The organism is Paenibacillus sp. FSL K6-2393, from assembly GCF_038002545.1.
Lineage (GTDB): Bacteria > Bacillota > Bacilli > Paenibacillales > Paenibacillaceae > Paenibacillus.
In genome coordinates, this window is sequence record NZ_JBBOCU010000001.1 from 4,016,520 (window position 1) to 4,038,045 (window position 21,526).

Here is a 21,526-nt window from a genome sequence, read left to right on the forward strand (position 1 = left end):
TAGTAAATTACGAAAACGCTTTCAGAACATAAATCGGTGGTGATTTTAGTATTAAACAAGTGAATTTTTGTTTGCGTTGAGCTCTATTTTCACCCTGCTTAACCGCTATTCACGTTCAACCATTCTCTATTCGAAGGAGACTATATTAATGAAAAAAAACCGCAAATCAGTCCTATCTCTTACGCTTGTGACTGCCCTGATTCTATCTCTATTCGCCTCCGCTATGGCTTCAGCTGCGACTGACAACAGCGAACAGGCCAGTGCATCACCCGCTCCAAGCAAAATGCAGACCTATGTAAATGCCATGGAGCCTGGCTGGAATCTGGGTAACTCTCTGGACTCCGTTGGTGAAGATGAAACAGCCTGGGGCAACCCGCGCATTACGAAGGAACTAATACAATCGATCGCAGCTGAGGGCTACAATAGTATCCGTATTCCTGTGACCTGGGAAGCCCACATCGGTGACGCACCCGACTACATAATTGATTCCGCTTACATGAACCGGGTTCAAGAAGTGGTAAACTGGGCCCTTGATGCCGATCTCTATGTCATGATCAATCTTCACCATGATTCCTGGCGCTGGATCAGTTACATGGAGAAAGACCATGATAACGTGCTTGCACGTTATAACTCTGCTTGGACTCAGATTGCGGACAAATTCAAAGATGCATCCGATAAACTCATGTTCGAAAGCGTTAACGAACCACGTTTCTCTGAAGGCGGCACAACAGATGCAACGATTGGATATCGCATGCTGGACGAGTTGAATACTTCTTTTCACAAGATCGTAAGAACTTCGGGTGGAAACAACGAGACACGTCCACTTGTCCTTCCAACGATGCATACCTCTTCCGCTCAACCTGATCTGGATGAACTGAATAAGACCATTCAGAAATTGAATGACACCAATATTATTGCAACCGTTCACTACTACGGGTTTTGGCCATTCAGTGTGAACATCGCAGGTTACACCAAGTATAACGAGGAAGTACAGAAGGACGTTACCGACACATTCGATCGGGTATACAATGCTTTTACAGCGAAAGGCATTCCAGTTATCGTCGGTGAGTATGGCTTGCTTGGTTTTGACCAGCACACAGGTGTCATTGAGCAAGGCGAAAAACTGAAATTCTTCGAATTTGTTGGACAATATCTGCGTCAAAAACAGATGACAACGATGTTATGGGACAACGGACAGCACTTCGGACGCACAAGCTTTACCTGGTCTGATCAGGAACTATTTGATACCATGAAAGCCAGCTGGACAGGTCGCTCATCCACAGCCGAAACGGACCTCGTATATCTTAAACAAAATGAAGCTATTCAAGATAAAAAGGTAAAACTCAATCTGAATGGGAACAAATTCAATTCGTTGAAAAATGGCACCACCCCTCTTGTAAGAGGTAAAGACTATACGATTAAAAAAGATGTACTTACGTTGAAATCCAATCTGTTAACCAAATTGACAGCCTCTGGTGATTTGGGCGTAAATGCTACACTCACAGCTGGATTCAACCAAGGTGCTGACTGGAACTTCAATATTATTAAATATGACACACCTATGTTGAACGATGCAACTGGTACAACCAGTGCATTTGCCATTCCTACTACGTTTAACGGCAATCAACTGGCCACGATGGAAGCAACGTATGCAAACGGAGAGAACGCCGGTCCACAGAACTGGACTTCGTTCAAAGAATTCTCCTACACATTTAGCCCAGATTACGAACGTAATGTGATTGAGCTGAAACCTAACTTCTTCAATGAAACCAATGATGGCGAAGTCACGCTTAAGTTCCATTTCTGGAACGGAGATGTGCTGACGTACAAAATCACGAAAAATGGAACCAGCGTTGTTGGCTTAACTTCCAAATAAGAACTCATCTAACGTTCTGTTCAGAACTTTAAGCTCTGGCAGAACGTTTTGTTTTTGTTTCACAAATGATCGAATAACGTACAAGTGCCCCTTCATACCTTTACACTAACTAGGATTGAGGGGGAAATGTCATGTTTAAACGTGTAGACCGTCTTGCCATCGAACTACCCATATCCAATAATCCGGACCCTAATGGAGCTAGTGCAGTTCAGGAGTTGCTTGGTGGAAAGTTCGGGGAAATGTCAACATTAAATAACTATATGTTTCAGTCATTTAATTTCAGAGGCAGATCCAAGCTGCGTCCCTTTTATGACATTGTTGCAAGTATTACCGCGGAGGAATTCGGCCATGTCGAACTTGTCGCCAATACGATTAACCTGATGCTTGAAGGTTCAACATCACCAGGTGACCCAGACTCCACACCACTGCGTGTTGGAAAAGACGCACGGATGACGTCACACTTTATCGAATCTGCCCAGACAGCGCTCCCTTATGACTCCATGGGAAGACCCTGGAATGGTTCATATGTCGTAAGCAGTGGCAATCTGATCTTTGATCTGCTGCATAATTTCTTTCTTGAATGCGGAGCAAGAACTCACAAAATGAGAGTCTACGAAATGACGGACAACAAAACAGCCCGAGAAATGACAGGATACCTGCTTGTACGTGGAGGTGTGCACGTTCTGGCGTATGCCAAGGCATTGGAGATTGCAACGGGTGTGGATGTAACGAAGATGTTCCCTATTCCTCGACTGGATAACAAAGCTTTTGAAACGACAAGAAAATGGGAAGCCATGGGCGAGCACCGCAGACTGTACACGTTTAGTGACAAGGATTATCAGGGCATTGCTCAGATTTGGAAAGGAACACACCCAACCGATGGTGGTAAACTGGAGGCTTTTGCCGGCTTGCCGGGGTATGGAGGGCCAGTACCTGAGCTGCCTGATCTGCCGGAAGAATTTGCGCCAGGGATATCCGCGGAAGATCTGATGCAGATTGCAGAGCGGCTGAAACGGCACGCTGGTCTGTAGACCCACGATTGACGTTTGTTCATTCATAGGGCGTAGATTGGATCACCGTAAAATGGTGATACCTTACGTGCTGACTCTCATGAATTGTTTAGATCACCGATGACTGTTTTATTTGATTTCATAATCGGTGTGCACAAAAAAGGGAAACGGGTGAGATGAATCTCTACCCGCTTCCCACTTTACACGCCTCTATTGTGGCTCAGTAAATTTCACTATCAGTACTGCTTCCCCATTGGCTTGCACACGACCGGTTGAGGTTGCAGTAACAGTTGCTATCGCTTCGTTTCCACTTGGGATCAATACAGGTGTAATCACTGGCAGACCCGCAGCCTGAATGACATCCATGTCAAATTCAATCAACAATTGTCCTGCAGTTACATGATCTCCGCTATTCACATGTGCGGTAAAACCGTTTCCTTTTAGTCCAACCGTATTAATTCCGATATGAACCAGCATCTGTACACCTGTCTCATGCTCCAGAATAACCGCATGTTTACTCTTATTCATGACATGTGCGATGACACCATCAAACGGTGCATACACCTTACCTTCTGATGGCTCAATGGCAATGCCCTCACCCATGTGTTTTTCCGAGAACGCCGGGTCAGGAACCTGCTCCAGAGCAACAACGGTACCGTTCATTGGCGAAGCGATTTCGAGAAAATCTACCTTAGGACGATTGCTTGTAACGGCATCGGTAACTGAATTAATACGCGGATTAGATTCCTCTGCTTTAACTTCAGTTGATGTTACTCCACTGTTTTCATGGCTCACCGCTTCTTCTGCAACCGGTTGATCCTTATATCCGAAGAACCAGGTAAGTGCAAATGCAATCGCCATGGCAACTACGTTAGACAAGATATACAACGGCAGTTGGCTGTTCAGATAGAGCAGTGTACCGGGAATAACCGTTACAGCCATGCCTGTACCTTGCAGATGGAACAAGGAAGCGATAAAACCACCCACACCACCACCAATCAGTCCCATAATAAATGGTTTCATATAACGCAAGTTAACTCCGAAGATGGCTGGTTCGGTAATGCCCAGAAATGCGGACAAGGAAGAAGGTAATGCGAGTGCTTTGAGTTTCATATTTTTGGTCTTCAGACCTACGGCAAGACAAGCGGCTCCTTGTGCTGCCATGGCACAGGTGATGATCGCGTTGAACGGGTTAAATCCCGTCTTCTCCAGTAGCTGAATCTCCAGGAAATTAAAGATGTGATGTACACCGGTAACGACAATAATCTGATGGAAGAATCCAATGATAATACCTGCGATGCCAAACGGAAGATCCAATACGGCAGTTGTTCCATGCAGCACCCACTCTTCTAGGGAATGGAACACGGGACCAATCGCGAATAGTCCAAGCGTAATCATAACCGTTAACGTAATAAAAGGAGTCAGAATTAAGTCCAGTGCCTCAGGTATCCGTCTTCTTAGTACCTTCTCAAACTTGGCTCCAATCAAACCTACAAAGAACGCGGGTAGAACCGATCCCTGATAACCCACGACAGGTATAAAACCGAACATATGCAGCGGCTGTGCTGATCCATCTGCTACCGCGTAAGCATTGGGTAATGCGGGATTAACCAGCATTAGCCCCAGTACGATACCAAGTACCGGACTTCCGCCAAATACGCGGAACGCAGACCACGCTACAAGCGCAGGCAGAAATGCAAAGGCCGTATCCGTCAGGATCTGAGTGAACAACAGGAAATTGGCCGAGATATCATCCGGTGTTGCACCGAACAACGCCAGAATTTCATTCTGGGTAAGTAATCCGCGCAATCCCATGAACAGTCCTGTAGCTACCAGAACGGGAATGATGGGTACAAATACGTCACCAAATGTGCGGATAGCCCGCTGAAAAGCATTTCCTTCCTTTTTCCCCTGACTCTTCACATCATCCTTGGACGATCCTTCGATTCCCAGCTTCTCGACCTCTTCAAAGATTCGATTCACCGTTCCCGTACCAAAGATAATCTGATATTGACCCGAGTTGAAAAAAGCCCCTTTCACCTTCTCGATGTTCTCGACCGTTTTCTGATCAATTTTTTCTTTATCTTTCACCATGATCCGAAGACGTGTTGCACAATGTGCAAATGATGCGATATTCTCTTTGCCCCCGATGGCATGAATGACTTCCTGGGCAATCCGTTGATTCTCCGACATGTTATCTCATTCCTCTCACGAAATACTTAATAATCCCATTTTGTTGCTTCAAAATCAGCTTTGCCTCCACGTGCAAAGAAACAAATGTCCACGCTGTCCCGGCTTGGGAAAATGCGGCTGGTAAAGACCTCTTCCCCATCGTTCACAAAGATCTCGACCGAGGATGCATCTACGAACAGATGGAACTTAATCACGTCCGCAGTAAGTGTGCACTGTCGTACAACGCCATTCTGCTCTGCCAGCTTGGTACCAGACATCGTCCGATCCAAGACAACTTTCTGCTGAATTCGATCATATAAAAGAACCGTTTTTTCAGCTCCATTGGCCCGGAATTCGATGCCTACAACCTGTGCATCTACATGGCTTATCTCACATATCAGCTCATAGGCAATCCCATTAAAATCAGTGAAAGATCGACTCTCATTGTCAATCGTTGCGCGAATATGTGTGTCTTTATCCTGCTGACGCAATTGCACCATCTCTGTAACAGGTTGTTGGATTAACTTGCCGTCTCGGAGTGACAATTGCCGAGGAATGGTCAGGCAATGTGCCCAGCCACTATCGTCTGTCGGATACGCCAGGTCGGGGAGTCCCATCCAACCAACCAGAATACGTCTTCCGTCCGGACCCTGCATGGTTTGCGGAGCATAGAAGTCGAATCCACGATCCAACTCCTGAAATTCACCATGATTGAACTCTCTCGTCTGGAGATTAAGCAGCTCACCGATCAGATAACCGGACTGAAAAATATTCTGATAATGATCTCCCGTACCATCTAACCCTTGTGGGGAAAAGACAAGTACACCTCTCCCGTCCATCTCCATATAATCCGGGCACTCCCACATGTAGCCAAAGGAGGTTAATTGCGTACGAATTTCACCAAGAAACTCCCAGTTCTTCAGATCTGTTGAGCGATACAGCACTGTACATCCCGTCTCATCTGTTCTCTGCGCACCAATTACACAATAATACGTGTCCCCTTGTTGCCACACTTTGGGATCTCTGAAGTGTTCCGTGTATCCGTCTGGCACAGATGAGATCACTGGATCATTCAGTTTGGCTACTGAACCGCTTTCATCCATAACTGCCAAGCATTGATACGGATGTCTGACCCAAGCCTCATCCCTCGTATTGCCCGTGTATAGCAAGTGCAGCTTGCCGTCTTTTTCAATCGCACTGCCGGAATAAGATCCGTGTGAGTCATACCTGCCACCCGGTTCAATTCCAATCCCGACATTTTCCCAGTTCACCAGATTCTTCGAGCGGGTATGATACCAGTATTTCATGCCATGTTCTGTTCCAAGTGGAAACCACTGATAGAACAGATGATAATAGCCTTGATAATATGCAAAGCCGTTAGGATCATTAAGCAGACCTGTTATCGGCTGAATGTGATAACTCTGTCGCCAAGGACATACGGATATCTGTGCTTCAAGCTTCGCAATCTCTCCAGTCTCCGCTTGCTCAATTCGTCTGTAGCGTTGCTCTCTAGTCATTTTCATAGCTGTTCTCCATTCTTGCTTATATAAGTTAGACCAAGAAATTTCACACTGAAACTACGATGGCAGAACAATCCTCAGATCGCTGTTATCCCCAGATTTCCTGATCCCTTTTCTAAAGGGTGAAATCCGGGGATAAAGGCGAACACTACGTTTCTTCAGATTTTTTCTGCCCTCTCCGTAAATGTTTAATTCTTATTTAACTTATACGAAAATCAATTATAGGAACCGGTTCCAATGGACGCAAAAAAATAATTCCATATGGCATTCATGCCTGCCCGCGTTCCGCATATCCGAATTGGATATCCATAGTGGAACCGGTTCGATGGAATTATCATAAAGGATGTTTTTATAGTTTGTCAACGCTTTCTCGAGGAATTAGTTCTATGTCCAGTGTTGTTCGTTCCTCCACCGACTCGCCTTTGACCAGACGAATAATGTGATTCGCGGCTACTTTACCTGCCTGCAAATAATGATACTTCACAGTAGTAAGCGTGGGGTGAATCATCTCCGTAATATCATATCCGCCAAATCCGGTAACAGACAAATCTTGCGGTATGCGGATTTTATTGGAGAACGCAATCTTCATCACTCCCAGTGCAATATTGTCCGTAGCCCCTACAATGATCGTTGGTGTGATTTCTTTCAGAATGGCTTCAGCGGTAACGATGGCTTCAGACATCTTAAAGCTTGTCTCATAATACTTCACTTCACATCCACCACACTCGGCGATTGCTCGCTGGAATCCTTGTTTACGATAGAACCCTACCGCCCGATCCTTCTCGCTAACTCCCATATACACGATCTTGCGGTGACCTTGTTCGACGACATATCTGCCCATCTCATAACCTGCCTGATCATCATTGTGAACCAGACTGTGCAGTTGCTCATGCTGCTGCCCCACCAATAACACCGGAATCCGTATATCCTCAACGGCCTTCAGATGTGCTTCAGTCACTTCAGCAGCCAGCAGAATAATACCCGACACCTTCTGTCGTGCAAAATCATAGATGGCATCAATCTCGCGCTGCATGTCCTGACTCGTATTAGCGATCAGCATCTGATACTGATTACTTCGCAGTTCTTCATCAATTCCAATCAATGTCTGGGATGTCGCAAAAGAATCGAGGCGTGGCACAACCGTACCGATGATACTGGTCTTCTTTGCCTTCAGACTCTGTGCAAATGTGTTGGGAACATAATTGTATTGTTTGATAATACGCTCAATCTTCTGTCGTGTATCCTCACTAACCGATCCGCCATTCAGGTAGCGAGAAACCGTGCTTTTTGCCACACCTGCCATCTGAGCGATATCAGAAATCGTTTTATTCATAAAGACTCCTCTTATTTCTATTAGCTAGTTTACCTTTTATTATACTTCGAATCGCAAACCCATGGCGAATTTGATTCAACTCCATTTATTCCACGTCTATGGTACATTCCCGATGTAATAGCAAAAGCCCGATATCAATGTGACGTTCATACAGAAGTATGATCCGACATTCATCAGGCTGTTTAACTTTCATATACACGTTTGCACAGACCATCAGGGCAAGGATAATACCTATCCCTGCTGACTCAGACCTCAATAATAATTGGCAAGATCATAGGTCTTCTCTTTGTTTGAGCGTAAATATAGTGACCGATCTCGTCTTTCAGCTTTCTTTTGATCACATTCCACTGATTCACCCCAGCCCCGGTCAACTCATCCATCCGGTTTAGAACAAGCTCATGGATCTCATGCATGAATTCTTCCGAATCCTTAACGAATATAAACCCTCTGGAGATAATTTCGGGTGACGTGACCATCTGTTTTTCCGTTTTGCTCAGTGTAGTCACAATCACCAGCATGCCATCGGAAGACAGTTGCCTGCGATCACGCAGTACAATATTGCCGACATCACCCATAATCAGACCGTCTACGAGACTGTTGCCTGATGCAACTTTGGGACCTAGAGAAGCAGTGCCGTCTTTGTATTGGACCATATCCCCATTATTCACGATAAACACATGATCACGCTCTATACCTACGGACTCGGCAAGCAGTCTGTGCTGATACAACATACGGAACTCACCGTGGATCGGAATCAGATAATCCGGTTTCATCAGGGTTAACATCAATTTGAGTTCTTCCTGACTGCCGTGTCCCGATACATGCATTCCTGCTGCACCACTTGAACCATATATCACTCGTGCTCCGAGAACATACAGGTTATCAATTACATGTGCTAGATTTCGTTCATTGCCCGGAATGGCTCCGGCAGCAATAATGACCGTGTCCCCGGCGTTAATTCTTACGTGAGGATGTTTACCGGATGCCAAACGTGACAATGCTGCCATCGCTTCTCCCTGGCTACCAGTGCATAATACAACGACTTGTTCAGGTGGAAACTGATCCGAATCGATAGCTTCAATCAACAATCCGTCAGGAACTTGCAAATACCCCAATTCACTGGCCACCGATACCACATTCACCATACTTCTGCCCAACAGTGCCAGTTTGCGTCCCGTCTCGAATGCTGCATTCACAATCTGCTGTACCCTGCTGACATTCGACGCAAAGGTGGAGATAAATACTTTTTGTTTTGCACGGATAAAGGCATCCAGAATGTGGTCTCCCACCACACGCTCGGAAGGTGTAAATCCGGGTCTTTCTGCATTGGTACTCTCGGAGAGCAAAATATGGACACCCTGTTTGCCAATCTCGGCCATGCGGTGCAGATCTGGGAAAGGTCCATGTACAGGCGACATATCAAATTTGAAATCTCCGGTATGCACGACATTGCCCGCTGGCGTCTTAAAGAAGATACCAAGACAATCCGGTATACTGTGACTGGTTGCGAAAAAGGAAACCTCGATCCCTCCCAGCGTAATGCTGGAGTGAGCATCGATCGTGTGCAGGTCCGCCTTGCGCAGCAGCCCATGCTCTTTCAGTTTAAGCTCGATCAGCCCGCGAGTGAGCCTGGATGCATACACCGGGATGTTCATTTGTTTTAACAAATAGGGAATGCCACCAATGTGATCTTCATGTCCATGGGTAACCACAAGACCCCTTACTTTATCCAGGTTCTCCAGCAGATACGCTGCATCCGGAATGATCAGATCAATACCAGGCAATGTCTCATCGGGAAACTTCGAACCACAGTCAATCACGATGATGTCCTGATTGTACTGGATGAAATACATATTCTTTCCTATTTCATTTACGCCGCCAAGTGCAGCGATATACAGTTTGTTGTGGGCTAGATTCAACTCTATTATTCCTCCTCTGCGTGACAAACGTATGCGATACGGATCTATATTCCTAGTATGGAAGCAATCGCCTTACTTATGCATTTCAAAGTGATTATGCTAAAAAAACCACCATGGAATATTCATTCCACAGTGGTTTATACGAAAAATAAATACGGTTACACCAATGATTTTTCACGCTGTAGCAATACGTCTTGTTCATAGGTTTTGATATCGGTGATCCACTTTTCACGAACTGGAACGCCTTGCTGAGCACAATAGTAGTCCCAGATCGCGCCAAACGGATAGGATTTGAACTCTTCCGTTAACGCGAGACGCAGGGTGTAATCTCCTTCCAACTCGGCTTGTTTCAAGGCATCCACCGGTTCGAGCATCGCTCGGAGAAGGGCTTTGATCGTATTACGTGTACCCACAACCCATGCAGCTACACGGTTAATGCTTGCATCAAAGAAATCCAATCCAATATGTGTGGTCGCAAGCAGATCATGTCGAACCAGTTCACGGGCAATTTCCAGCAACTCATCGTCCATAATTACCACATGGTCACTGTCCCAACGCATCGGGCGACTTACGTGAAGCAGAATGCCACTTGTAAACAGAGACAAGGACGACAGTTTATTGGAAATAACCTCAGTTGGATGGAAATGACCTGCATCAAGACAGATCAACGTATCATTTTGCAATCCGTAACCCATATAGAATTCATGAGAACCAACCACATATGCTTCCGAACCCAGACCAAACAGCTTACTCTCTACCGCGTCCAGGTTGTGCTCCGGGTTAAGTGGTTCGCCGAATACTTCATCCAGAGATTCTTTGAGACGTTTGCGTGGTGTCAACCGGTCAACCGGATTATCCTTGAATCCGTCCGGTACCCATACATTGGTTACACAAGTCTGACCAAGCTGTTCCCCAAAGTAAGCACCAATCCGGCGGGACGCCTTGCAGTGATCAATCCAGAACTTGCGAATCTCAGGGTCTGGATGACTGAGCGTGAACCCGTCACTTGATTTCTCATGGGAAAAACATGTTGGGTTGAAGTCCAGACCAAGTCCTTGTTCTTTGGCCCATTTCACCCAGTTGTCATAATGCTTTGGCTCAATCCGATCCAGTTCAACCTGCTCGTCTGTATCCGTGTAAATCGCGTGCAGATTGACCTTATGTTTGCCGGGAATCAGAGCAAAAGCTTGCTCCAGATCATTACGAAGCTCTGCAGGTGTGGTCGCAGCCCCCGGATATTGACCTGTAACGGAAATGCCACCTGTTAACTCCCCATCTTTATTCAGAAAGCCTTTGACATCGTCGCCTTGCCAGCAGTGTACGGATACTTTGATCTCCGCGAGTTTGTTCAGTACCACGTCCGTATCAATTCCGTGCTGGGCATACAATGCCTTGGCTGCTTCATACGCTTGCTTGACTTGGTTATCCATCCGCAAGAACCCTCCTATTTTAACGTGTAAATGCTGCAGGTACACCGCCATCAATGGTCATCATGCAACCGGTTGTTTTTTCGGATTTCGAAGAAGCAAAGAATGCAATTCCTTCTGCAATATCTCTTGGATAGATATTCACGAGCAATGTCGTCCGTTTGCGATAATACTCTTCCAATTGATCCGGTTCAATTCCGTATGCCGCTGCACGTTCGTTTCTCCAGGAACCGTTCCAGATTGCTGAACCCTGTAGAATGGCATCCGGAAGAATCGTGTTGACACGAATGCCATACTCTCCACCTTCTGCTGCGATACAGCGTGCCAGATGCGCTTCCAGCGCTTTCGCTGAACTGTAAGCAGAAGCACTTTTACCTGCATACACCGAGTTCTTGGAACCGATAAATACCATGCTTCCCCCAATGCCCTGTTGTTTCATCAGCTTGAAGGCTTCACGAGCCACGAGGAAATACCCTGTGCCCAGTACATTCATGTTCAGGTTCCATTCTTTCAGGGAAGTTTCGTCAAATGGGCTGGATGTGGCCAATCCTGCATTGTTCACGATGATATCCACTCCGCCATATTGCACCGCAACATCAGCATAAGCAGATTGAACAGCTTCCTCATCGGTCACGTCCATTTTCAGCGCATAAGCACGATTCGCACCGTACTGATCATTAATTTCCTGTGCTACCTTCTGTGCGCCTTCCAGATTGAGATCAGCGAGCACCACATGCGCGCCTTCTGATACCAATCTACGCGCTGTTTCACTTCCGATACCACCTGCGCCGCCTGTAATAAACGCCACTTTACGGGAGAATTCAGTTTCTGCCGGGGCCAGAGACAATTTATACAGTTCCAGCGGCCAGTACTCCACATTGTAAGACTCGTTTGCACTGAGCGATACGAATTGACCCAAGCTAGTAGCTCCACGCATAACAGCAATGGCTCTGTGATACAACGCTCCGCTTACTTGGGAAAGCGCCCAGCTCTTGCCTGTGTTGATCATGCCCACACCAGGAATCAGGATAACGCGAGGTGCCGATTCGAACATGACATCACCTTCGTTTTTGTTGCTCTCAAAATACTGTTGATATTGCTCTTTGTAGGCAGCCACACCTTCTACCAGCTTGGCTTTTAAACCTTCAATATCTTCTGCATCCGGTGTCCAATCGATGAACAGAGGTACCACTTTGGTATGTACCAGATGATCCGGGCAAGCTGCACCCACCTGAGACAATTCCGGGGAATCTGCTCCGCCCACAAAAGCAAGTACGTCCTCTTGATCATCAAAGGACAAAATCATTTTTTTGCTATCCGATACCGCTCCACGAATCGTTGGCATCACACGTGATACGATCTGACGACGAACATCAGCGGCGAGTGCCGGGTGTTTCACACCACCAAACAAACTTTCTTCGTTCACCCGTGCTTCGATGAAAGCTTCTGCTTCATTGATAATCTTGATCGTTTGAGCGTAACATTCCTCGGATGTTTCTCCCCACGTCACAAGTCCGTGTTTTTCCATCAGTACGAGTTCGGCATTGGGATTCGAGAATACGCTTTCAGCAATCATTTTAGATAACGTAAACCCAGGACGTACGTAAGGCACCCATACAAAACGATCACCGTAGATCTCTTTCGCCAATTCCTTGCCGTTATGCGCACAACACAGGCTGATAATCGCATCCGGGTGCGTATGATCCACATGTTTATATGGAAGGAACGCATGCAGAAGAGTCTCGATGGAGGCGCGCGGGTGCTTGGCATCAATCATGCAATGTCCCAGATATTCAACCATCTCTTCATCCGACATGGATTCACGTTCAATTAATGGCCTTATGTCTTCGAGCCCAAGTCCGGTAAAATGTTTCGCTTCCATGGAACCCAGATCAGAGCCGCTTCCCTTCACATACATTACTTCTACATCACGACCACGAAAATCCTTCACTGTCGTTTTGGTAGACGTATTACCACCGTAGATGTTACATACACTGCGATCAGAACCAATGAGATTAGATCGGTAAACCAACTGCTCAAGTCCTGTTGTTTTCTCAGATGCCTGCGATGCATTCCATAAACTCTGTACCATTTGTTTCCCTCCGATAATGTTTGTTTTATTCCTAATCCGAGTTTAACATCTTTGTTTTATTTTGAAAACAAAATATTTTAAAACCAAACGGAAATATTCAAAAGTCATCATAGATTGAGGTATATTATTAAAAAAACACCCTGACGTGAACGTCAGAGTGTTCCTGTATCATCGGCGGATTAGAAAATCCCCGCTTTTTGGGAAGTGTTTTTAATACCATAGGTATCATTAACTACGGTGTTGCCAAAGCTCGTTAAGCTTCCGTTCGGACCTGTGGCCATGTCCAGATAGTTCAGACCGGAGCTGTTTCCGTACCAAGACCAGGCAAGCCAGCCTACCCCTTTTTCCTGACCATATCTCATGATGGCATACTCGTCCACATCACCGTTTGTGTGATATCCCCCGAATTCACCAATGATCAGAGCCAATCCTTTGTTCAGCACATTCTCCATATTGGCTTTGACCGTTGCAGCATCTTTGCCAGCATACTCATACATATGAATGGAGAAGACGGTATTTTTCTGTGAATCGGCTGCAAATACACTTTGTCCATAATCCACGATGGATTGAGGGAACTGTCCCCATCCGGCTGCATCCACAATTAGCGTATTTTTAATTCCCGCATTCCGGAGTTTCGGAATGGCTTTTTTGTAACCATCAGCCCACGCACTTCCATTCCACGTTCCATACCATTCGTTGGCGATGTTGACGATGACCCGATCTTCTTTGCCAATCAAAGCTTCCTTAATGCTAATCCAGTAGTTCACTGCCGCATCCAACGAATTATAATCATCTTTCCCTGTGGCGTCATGTACTTCAAGTACAGCTATCATTTTATTTTGGTTAACCACATTAATAATATTTTTAACAGCGTTCAGATCATCTTTGGTGTACAGGCTACCATTCGAAAGAACAATGCGTACCGTATTGGAACCTGTTTTGGCGATTGCAGGGATAGCGGTATTCAAATCATTCTTGAACCAGGAATGTCCGTGATTAACACCTCTCATGACAAAAGCTTTACCTGTGGAATCATACAATTTGTTACCGCTTACATAAAATCCTGAGGCAGCAGATGCTTTGGGTGCTGCACTCCCTAATACCATGAACATAAGAGCAGCAATAACCGTGAAGATTGTACACTTTTTCAGATTAACCATTCGTTTGGAACCTCCTGTATTTGTTTTTTTTATTTCAATTAACCCTGCTCTAGGCAATAAGTTAACTAAAATCGTTGGTAATAGAAGTTTTTTTGTTAGTAAATAAACGACTAATAACTTTATTATAGTTACGTTATTTAGTCTAAATAAACTTTATCGTTAAGGTTATGAAGTTATAATAAATTGAAAACGCTTACCAGTCAAGATCTTTTTACCATGATTAGGAATCATTTTTTTTACATAACACAGCAAAAAAGGCTCTCTCCCCTCACAATCGTTCGGAGAAAGAACCCTCTGTATTATTAACGTCAGTTAACTCTTGTTTCAGTCTTGTTTATCTGTTGTTTAATCCCTGATTTAGACTATGTGTCTTCCCTAACTCCCGCCAATACCACCCCCACCCGATACTGTGGTCTCACCCAAATCTCATTAAACTTCCCGATCTCCACGCCCTCAAACCGCTCCACATAAGCCTGATTAACATAACTCTCAGTCGTCCCTTTTCGAATTGGAGTTATAGACAGACGAAGCGCGTGATCAGCCAGCAAATGACGGGATTGCTTCAAACCAAGCATCCAGCTGTGCCCATAGTGAATATGATCTGTTAACATCTGATGATGAATATGTGCTGCAGCGACGTCTCCTTCATAATCAATCTCGATCCACACGTCATCTACTTGTTCCGGCCACGCTGTGTCCAATTTCAGTGTTGCTGCATACTCTTTGGGATAATCAACCTCTACAGCAGGCTCGTAAGGCGAAACTTGGAATGTGTACGTACCGAATATTCCCTGCTTCGACTGGGATGACACAGCATATTTAGAAGCTGAAACATGCTCTGGAGCCGGATAAAAGGATACCTCCATCTCTGGTTGCTCCACGGATGTACATATGAGCATCTCATTCTGTACATACAGATGGCTGCCGCTAATTACAAGCCTTTCTTCTCCGCCGACACGGAAACGGTAGGCATGTAATGCCTCTTCACGGGTCAACGTAATGATTCGTATTCCCACCCCATCCGATGTCGTGATTCGCAGATGATGGCCCTTGCCGGCAATCGGGTGTATCACAACCTCATTTCCCTGCTCAGATACTGTACCTTCGGGCATATCCACATTTGTAACAGATGTTGCATCAATAACATACTCAGGCGCCATACCTTCATGGGTATAAAACACAACCGTGAGCTCCTGATTTACCATAAATCGGGTCAGTGGCTGAACGGTAGCACTAATGATCTTCATTCCATTCAGATTCATATGGAAAGGCAGAATGGCTGCCATGCCGGATTTCAACTGCATCGTTCCTTCTCTTGGATAAAAAGCAGTCCCTTTGCTGGTATGCAGTTCCAATTGTATATCTCGATCAGGCAACGCCACATGATCCTGATAATTATTTATGAACAGAAATCCAGAGCCATCTTGTTGCCGAACAGACCAACGCAGCTCCAATGTGTTCTCCGGGGTTATAGATTGTTGACCATCAGGTATAACACAGCCCATTGGCGCAAGCAACTCACCGTATGCTTCCAGGAACATGGACAAGCTTCGAATGCGGTCATACGATTCACCAACACGTCCAAATTCCCCGAGTGGCGATTGGTAATCATACGTCATTTTCGGCAATGCCTGCTCGTTCATATATGAATTTTTGCCTATCGGATTGGTCCCCCCGTGATACATATAATACCCAACCAGATTGCTGCCGTTCGCAAGTTTCACAATGGTCATCGCCTCGACACTGTCCGCATCAACAACCGGCCGAGCGTGATAACTGACCTGCATGCCACCAGCAAGCTCGCAATACGCAGCAGGATACTCCAGACTGTCATAATCCACTTCTTCCACAGGATTCATATGCAGATCCCGGAACAAATACTCCCGGCTTGGAGGCTGATTGGGAATCCATGGTGTGTACGCATACCCCGCCAGCATCGGTAATGTTCCTTCATCAGGCACCGCAGCATTACCCCAGGCCGTGGCAGTATAGAACATCGGCTTCATACCGACTTCTTCGGCAATATGGCGAAGCATCTTCAGATGTTCTCGTCCATCCCGGCCGGAGGTAATGTATTTTTCGCGGGTATACCCCCATGCATCCATGGGTGCGCCAGCGTGCATGTACTCATTTTCCAACTGTACCCCGATAACAGGGCCACCCTCCTGATAAAAACAGCCGTTGAGCTGACGGGCAATCTCCCGGTATAATCGCTTGGCGTAATACAGATATCCTTCATCGTTCGACCTGACTTCGATTGGATAACTGAATAGCCAATCCGGCATTCCACCATTACGCACTTCTCCATGACAGAATGGACCAATTCGCACGATCAGCGGCAGCTCATGTTTGCCACACAGATCCACAAAGTGCCGCAAATTCAGGTTTCCTGACCAATTAAATTCCCCTTCCTGCTCCTCGTGAAAATTCCAGAAAACATAGGAAGCGACAATGCTCACCCCGCCTGCCTTCATCTTCAGTAATTCTTCTTCCCACTGTAAGTAAGCGAATCTGGAGAAATGAAATTCACCTACCACAGGAATATGGGGTTTAGCATTACGAGTCATATAATAGTTGGTAAAATCATACGATTCCCCTCGTGGGCTTTTGCCGCCACTGCCAGTCATGCGACCCGCACGAATGTCCTTATCTTCCGCGTCCAATATAAAGCGAATATGGCTTCCTGCTATACTATCGTTCATGGATTATATAACTCCTTTGATATAGATGGGATATGGTAGAATCGATTATCAATTATCGATGGATGATTGCCCCTTGATGATTCGGGTTTTTCTCCAGTACCCGCTCCAACTCAAGTTTGGCTTCACTCGTCCGACCCAGTCCCAGAAGACCCAATGCCCGCATATACCGGCAATGTTCTTCATTTCGCTGATTGAGATCGTCGTCGAATACTAGAAAATCGGGCAGAGATACCGCAAAATAATCCATTCGGATGTGATCATGCATATGTCTTTCCGCATAGTCAATGAGTTTGTTAAAGCGTCGGTTTGCTTCCTTCACATTGCCAAGTTTCTGCCAGGCTAGACCCTGATAATAGATGGATTCCGGCGGTTGATCATTATAAAACATCGCGCTTGCCGGTTCATTCAAACCGATTGATGCTCTGTGGAAATTCTCCTCTGCCGCCTGATCATTCTTCAGTTGCTGGTAGGCACAGCCAAGATAAAAGTAAACTGGATTGTCTCCGGCTCCCTCCAGCTTACCTTCACCTAAGTTCTCCGGGTAAACTAATGCCTTCTGCAACAGCTCCATTGCTAGTTCAGGTTGTTCTTTCTCCAGGTTTTGCTTCGCCAGTTCTGTCAGTGCCGTAAGATATTGTCCAGTTACCTTGCCTTCTCCACCTTCCCATGGATGAAACCGCCGGGTCTGAAGGGCATTCCATGCTTCTTGATGGCTACCTTGCATATTCAGTAAAGTCACCCACTCGATATACAGATCATCACGGTGGTGAACCAACTCCATATGTTGTTCCAGCAATTTGATTCGATGCTCGCAGGAATGCCCTATCTTCTTGTGCAATTGATCCAACTCGTAGAAGATTCGGGCATCCTGTGTATCCAACCGGAAAGCTTCCTCTAATGATGCCAGTGCAAGATCGGGGCGATTCAGCTTGTTATAATAAGCCAGTCCCAGATTCCGATGTACAGTCGAATATGCAGCATCCACCTCGCGTGAAGTTTCCCAATGAGTGATCGCTTCCTCGTAGCGTTTATGATCATATAGCCAATTTCCCAGGTAATAGTGAGCACGCGCATCATTCGAATCCACTACCAATACATCCTGAAGCACCATGAATTCAAATAACGTATTAGGAAAACAATAATCCGTTGGAGCAGCTTTCCCTTGTCTTTGACATTCCCGGGCCTGCTCCACATCCCCCAGCTGACGATACAAGTAAGCCTTAGCATAACCAACCAAAGGATACGGCTGTGAATTTTCGGATTCAACATACGAGAGTACCGTCAGTGCTTCTTCCCACAACCCACTATCCGCGTAATCTGCGGCTACATTCAGATAATTATAAACGTCTCCTCGCATCAGACGATGGAAATGTTCACGTGCTTGCTCCGCTTGTTCTCTCTCTGAAGGTGCAGTCGCTCCGCTGTAGATCAGGACTAATTCATGTGCAGCTCCAAATTCAACCGGGTCCAGTTCCAACGTTTCATACGCATATTGGAGGGCCCGTTTATCTTGACCCAACCTGCGCAGCAGACACACCTTCAGATGCCGAGCCTTGTAGTTTCTACTGTTACGAATCAGCGAACGTTCGATGTGATCCAGCGCTTCCAGCTCCCGATGTAACACTGTATCGATCTGAGCAAGCATATAATAACCCGTATCCTGATACTGTGCAGACCATACGGCTTTATACAGTGCTGCGTAGGCTTCTTCCTGTTTCCCCTGTAGTTTCAAACTCAGACCGAGTTGGTAAAATGCTTCACTATCATATGGATTCGTATTTTTCCACGTCAGCGATTGAACGGCCTGTCTGAAATGCTTCTCTGCATCTTGAAACAACCCTCTGCGCAGCAGCAATGTGCCATACGCAATGTTTAGACGAAGATCCGTTGCATCACGCTTCAACCCTTCCAGATAATAAGGTTCCGGTTCATACGTGGCATGCCGATATTGCTCCAAATGAAGACCAGCCAGATATAGTTGTTCATTCGTACGAATCTCGGATGGTAACGGGAGTGGTGTGGCCGGATCTGGAACTTCCTGAATCTCAGAACGTTCAGGCTGATAGGCCACGAGTACTCTTCCTTCCGCACTTCGAACACTTAACTTCAACTGATGCCATTCATCTTGTCCGCTCCACGGGAATGAATATTTATATAGTTCCGAAGGTGAGATATTACATCTCTCATGGAGATATACCGTGGTTGGACCTATCACTTCAACGGTCACTTGTTCAAAAACCGACGTCGCATATACCATCACGGTTACCATTCCGGTCGTTTCATCCTTTTTTAGATTAACCGCTGCATCAATCGATGCATTTTTGACCATACCAATTCCTTTATACGGCATAAAATACTGTGAAAATGATTTCGCTTCATAAGGCTGTAACCATGTAAAATCAGGCTGATTATCGGTATAGATCCCTGTCATTAATTCAATATATGGTCCATCCTCGTCCGTTAACTGTCGATCCCAGGCTTGCCCGAATTCCCCGTTCCCCCAGGTCCATTGCTTCTTGCCCGGAGAAATATGATGATTGGCTACATGCAACAAACCCGCCTGAACCCCGTGGTCATAACCCCCTACAAAATTATAATCCGACTTATACGCCATATAGGATGTTGGAACCGGTATGTTTTTGTAGCGCGAGATATCCACACCTTCGGAATAGTCCATCTTGTAATAAGTGCCCGTTGCGATTGGAAAGCGGGATACGTCCCGTTTTCCGTGGTCCAGCACAGCCGTTACATCGGGTGGAAAGACGGATTGCGTATGCTCGTTGACGGCTACAGCCGGGTTGGCCCACCATAGAAAAGTTTGAGGTACGCTGGTGCGATTGTATACCTCGGCATGGATTTCAAGATAGGCTTTGCCGGGATGTAATGTGAAGCCAGCGGTCATTTTGGTACCATACATGCGATCAATCTCACCCACCCACACGGTAGCGCTTCCATCTTCATTATTGTCAAATGTATAATCGACTGGGCCAAACGTGTTGGGCCGATGATGCTGTGGCCAGTTGAATTCAATTCCTCCGGAAATCCATGGCCCTGCCAGACCCACAAGTGCAGGTTTAATCACCCGGTTATAATATACAAAATCGTAGTTGTTGGTCCGATCCAGCGCACGATAGATCCGTCCACCCAGTTCGGGCATCATCTCAATACGTACATATTCATTTTCGAGAATAACTAATCGATAAGATTTCATTTTGGCATCATCTTCAATGCTGTCGATCACGGGATGCGGGTACACCTTCCCCGAACTCCCCTGGTAGATTCTCTTTTCAAGAAACATCGGATTTTTGTCCGGTTTACCTGTACCATAGGTTGGAATATCTCTGGTTTCTTCCCATATGCGAACATTTGATGTCGCTGTCACGTGATTCAATTCGCTCACTCCTCGGCCTCGTATATATTGTGATCATACGCTCCGACATGCAGGAAGAACATTGACATTAAGCGGTTCTTGATGGACGATCTTCGGATTCCCATATAACCAAAGAGAGTACCTATCCACTGAATAATGCAGTGAAAGGTACTCTCTGATCGTTCTTGATTAACTTATCTGCGACGCGCAAAATCCACAAATCTGAACTTGTCCGGTCGATGCCTCGATTCCGTATACTGAAATTGACTGGCATCCTCCAGGTACACTTGGCTCCTCACCACAACCACATTATGGAACCCTTCAAGGTCAAGCAGTTCCCTGTCCTCAGCGGTGGGTTCTTCCACCAAAATCTCTTTTTTGGCAAACGAAATGGAAAGCCCCAGCTCTTGCTCAATGTACTCATAGATGGAATCATTACAGATCTCTTTACTGAGCCCAGGAACAAGCCGCTGGCTAATGTAATCTTTGTCCAGTATGACATGCTCTCCATCCACTTTGCGAACACGTCTGATCGCCCAGACCTGTTCATTCAGACCAAAGTTAATATTCTTATGCAACGCCTGATCCACTTGTTGCTCCTCGAAAACCTTCACATACGTTTGAGCGCGATGTCCCATTTTTTTGGCTAATTCCTTGAAGCTAACTAGACCTGAGATGGGAAAATCGATCTTGCGTATGTCCAGTACAATCGAGCCCTTGCCTTGAATCTTCTGAATGTAACCTTCTTCGTACAACATTTTCAATGCTTTGCGAATAGTCTCTCGAGACGTTTGATAACTTTCCGATAGATCCAGTTCCGATTGAAGCAGCGTCCCTGCCTCAATCTCTCCGGTCCGAATACGATCTGCAATATCTTCATATATCCGGATAAATTTATTATTCATTATTCATCACCATTGTTCATTACCCTTTTTTTATCATATT

At 45.8% G+C, this 21,526-nt stretch carries 12 protein-coding genes; 2 read left to right on the forward strand and 10 right to left on the reverse strand.

Features of this window, described 5'->3' with window-relative positions; all coding sequences use genetic code 11:
* Nucleotides 1–148 precede the first annotated feature (148 nt).
* Both MHI14_RS17625 and MHI14_RS17630 read left to right on the forward strand, forming a co-directional pair.
* Entirely contained in the window at nt 149–1,876 is a 1,728-nt protein-coding gene (locus tag MHI14_RS17625) for a cellulase family glycosylhydrolase (protein WP_341130898.1), read from the forward strand.
* Between the two features lie 131 nt (nt 1,877–2,007).
* Nucleotides 2,008–2,907: a manganese catalase family protein gene (locus MHI14_RS17630; RefSeq protein ID WP_091031094.1), complete on the forward strand. Its 900-nt coding sequence runs from the start codon at nt 2,008–2,010 to the stop codon at nt 2,905–2,907.
* Between the two features lie 189 nt (nt 2,908–3,096).
* Here the strand turns inward: MHI14_RS17630 and MHI14_RS17635 are convergent, their stop codons facing one another.
* The 10 genes from MHI14_RS17635 to treR form a co-directional block, all read right to left on the reverse strand.
* Entirely contained in the window at nt 3,097–5,079 is a 1,983-nt protein-coding gene (locus MHI14_RS17635) for a sucrose-specific PTS transporter subunit IIBC (RefSeq protein ID WP_341130899.1), read from the reverse strand.
* A 26-nt stretch (nt 5,080–5,105) separates the two neighbouring features.
* Complete coding sequence (locus tag MHI14_RS17640; RefSeq protein ID WP_341130900.1) at nt 5,106–6,581, reverse strand: glycoside hydrolase family 32 protein; 1,476 nt, start codon at nt 6,579–6,581, stop codon at nt 5,106–5,108.
* 346 nt (nt 6,582–6,927) lie between these two features.
* Entirely contained in the window at nt 6,928–7,911 is a 984-nt protein-coding gene (locus tag MHI14_RS17645) for a LacI family DNA-binding transcriptional regulator (RefSeq protein WP_341130901.1), read from the reverse strand.
* 245 nt (nt 7,912–8,156) lie between these two features.
* Nucleotides 8,157–9,830 carry a ribonuclease J gene (locus tag MHI14_RS17650; RefSeq protein WP_289392320.1) on the reverse strand — a complete coding sequence of 558 codons (1,674 nt, stop codon included), beginning with the start codon at nt 9,828–9,830 and terminating at the stop codon, nt 8,157–8,159.
* Nucleotides 9,831–9,988: 158 nt separating this feature from the next.
* Nucleotides 9,989–11,260 (reverse strand): L-rhamnose isomerase, encoded by a 1,272-nt coding sequence (gene rhaA, locus MHI14_RS17655; RefSeq protein ID WP_289392319.1) that lies wholly within the window; start codon nt 11,258–11,260, stop codon nt 9,989–9,991.
* A 19-nt stretch (nt 11,261–11,279) separates the two neighbouring features.
* Nucleotides 11,280–13,349, reverse strand: a complete 2,070-nt coding sequence (locus MHI14_RS17660) for a bifunctional aldolase/short-chain dehydrogenase (protein ID WP_341130902.1) — start codon at nt 13,347–13,349, stop codon at nt 11,280–11,282.
* A gap of 179 nt (nt 13,350–13,528) precedes the next feature.
* Nucleotides 13,529–14,461 (reverse strand): glycoside hydrolase family 5 protein, encoded by a 933-nt coding sequence (locus MHI14_RS17665; protein WP_445670372.1) that lies wholly within the window; start codon nt 14,459–14,461, stop codon nt 13,529–13,531.
* 410 nt (nt 14,462–14,871) lie between these two features.
* Nucleotides 14,872–17,211, reverse strand: a complete 2,340-nt coding sequence (locus MHI14_RS17670; protein WP_341130904.1) for a beta-galactosidase — start codon at nt 17,209–17,211, stop codon at nt 14,872–14,874.
* Between the two features lie 52 nt (nt 17,212–17,263).
* Nucleotides 17,264–20,602, reverse strand: coding sequence for a DUF5107 domain-containing protein (locus MHI14_RS17675; protein ID WP_341130905.1), 3,339 nt, complete (start codon nt 20,600–20,602; stop codon nt 17,264–17,266).
* Nucleotides 20,603–20,775: 173 nt separating this feature from the next.
* Nucleotides 20,776–21,486: a trehalose operon repressor gene (treR, locus tag MHI14_RS17680; RefSeq protein ID WP_091031114.1), complete on the reverse strand. Its 711-nt coding sequence runs from the start codon at nt 21,484–21,486 to the stop codon at nt 20,776–20,778.
* Between the last annotated feature and the right edge of the window lie 40 nt (nt 21,487–21,526).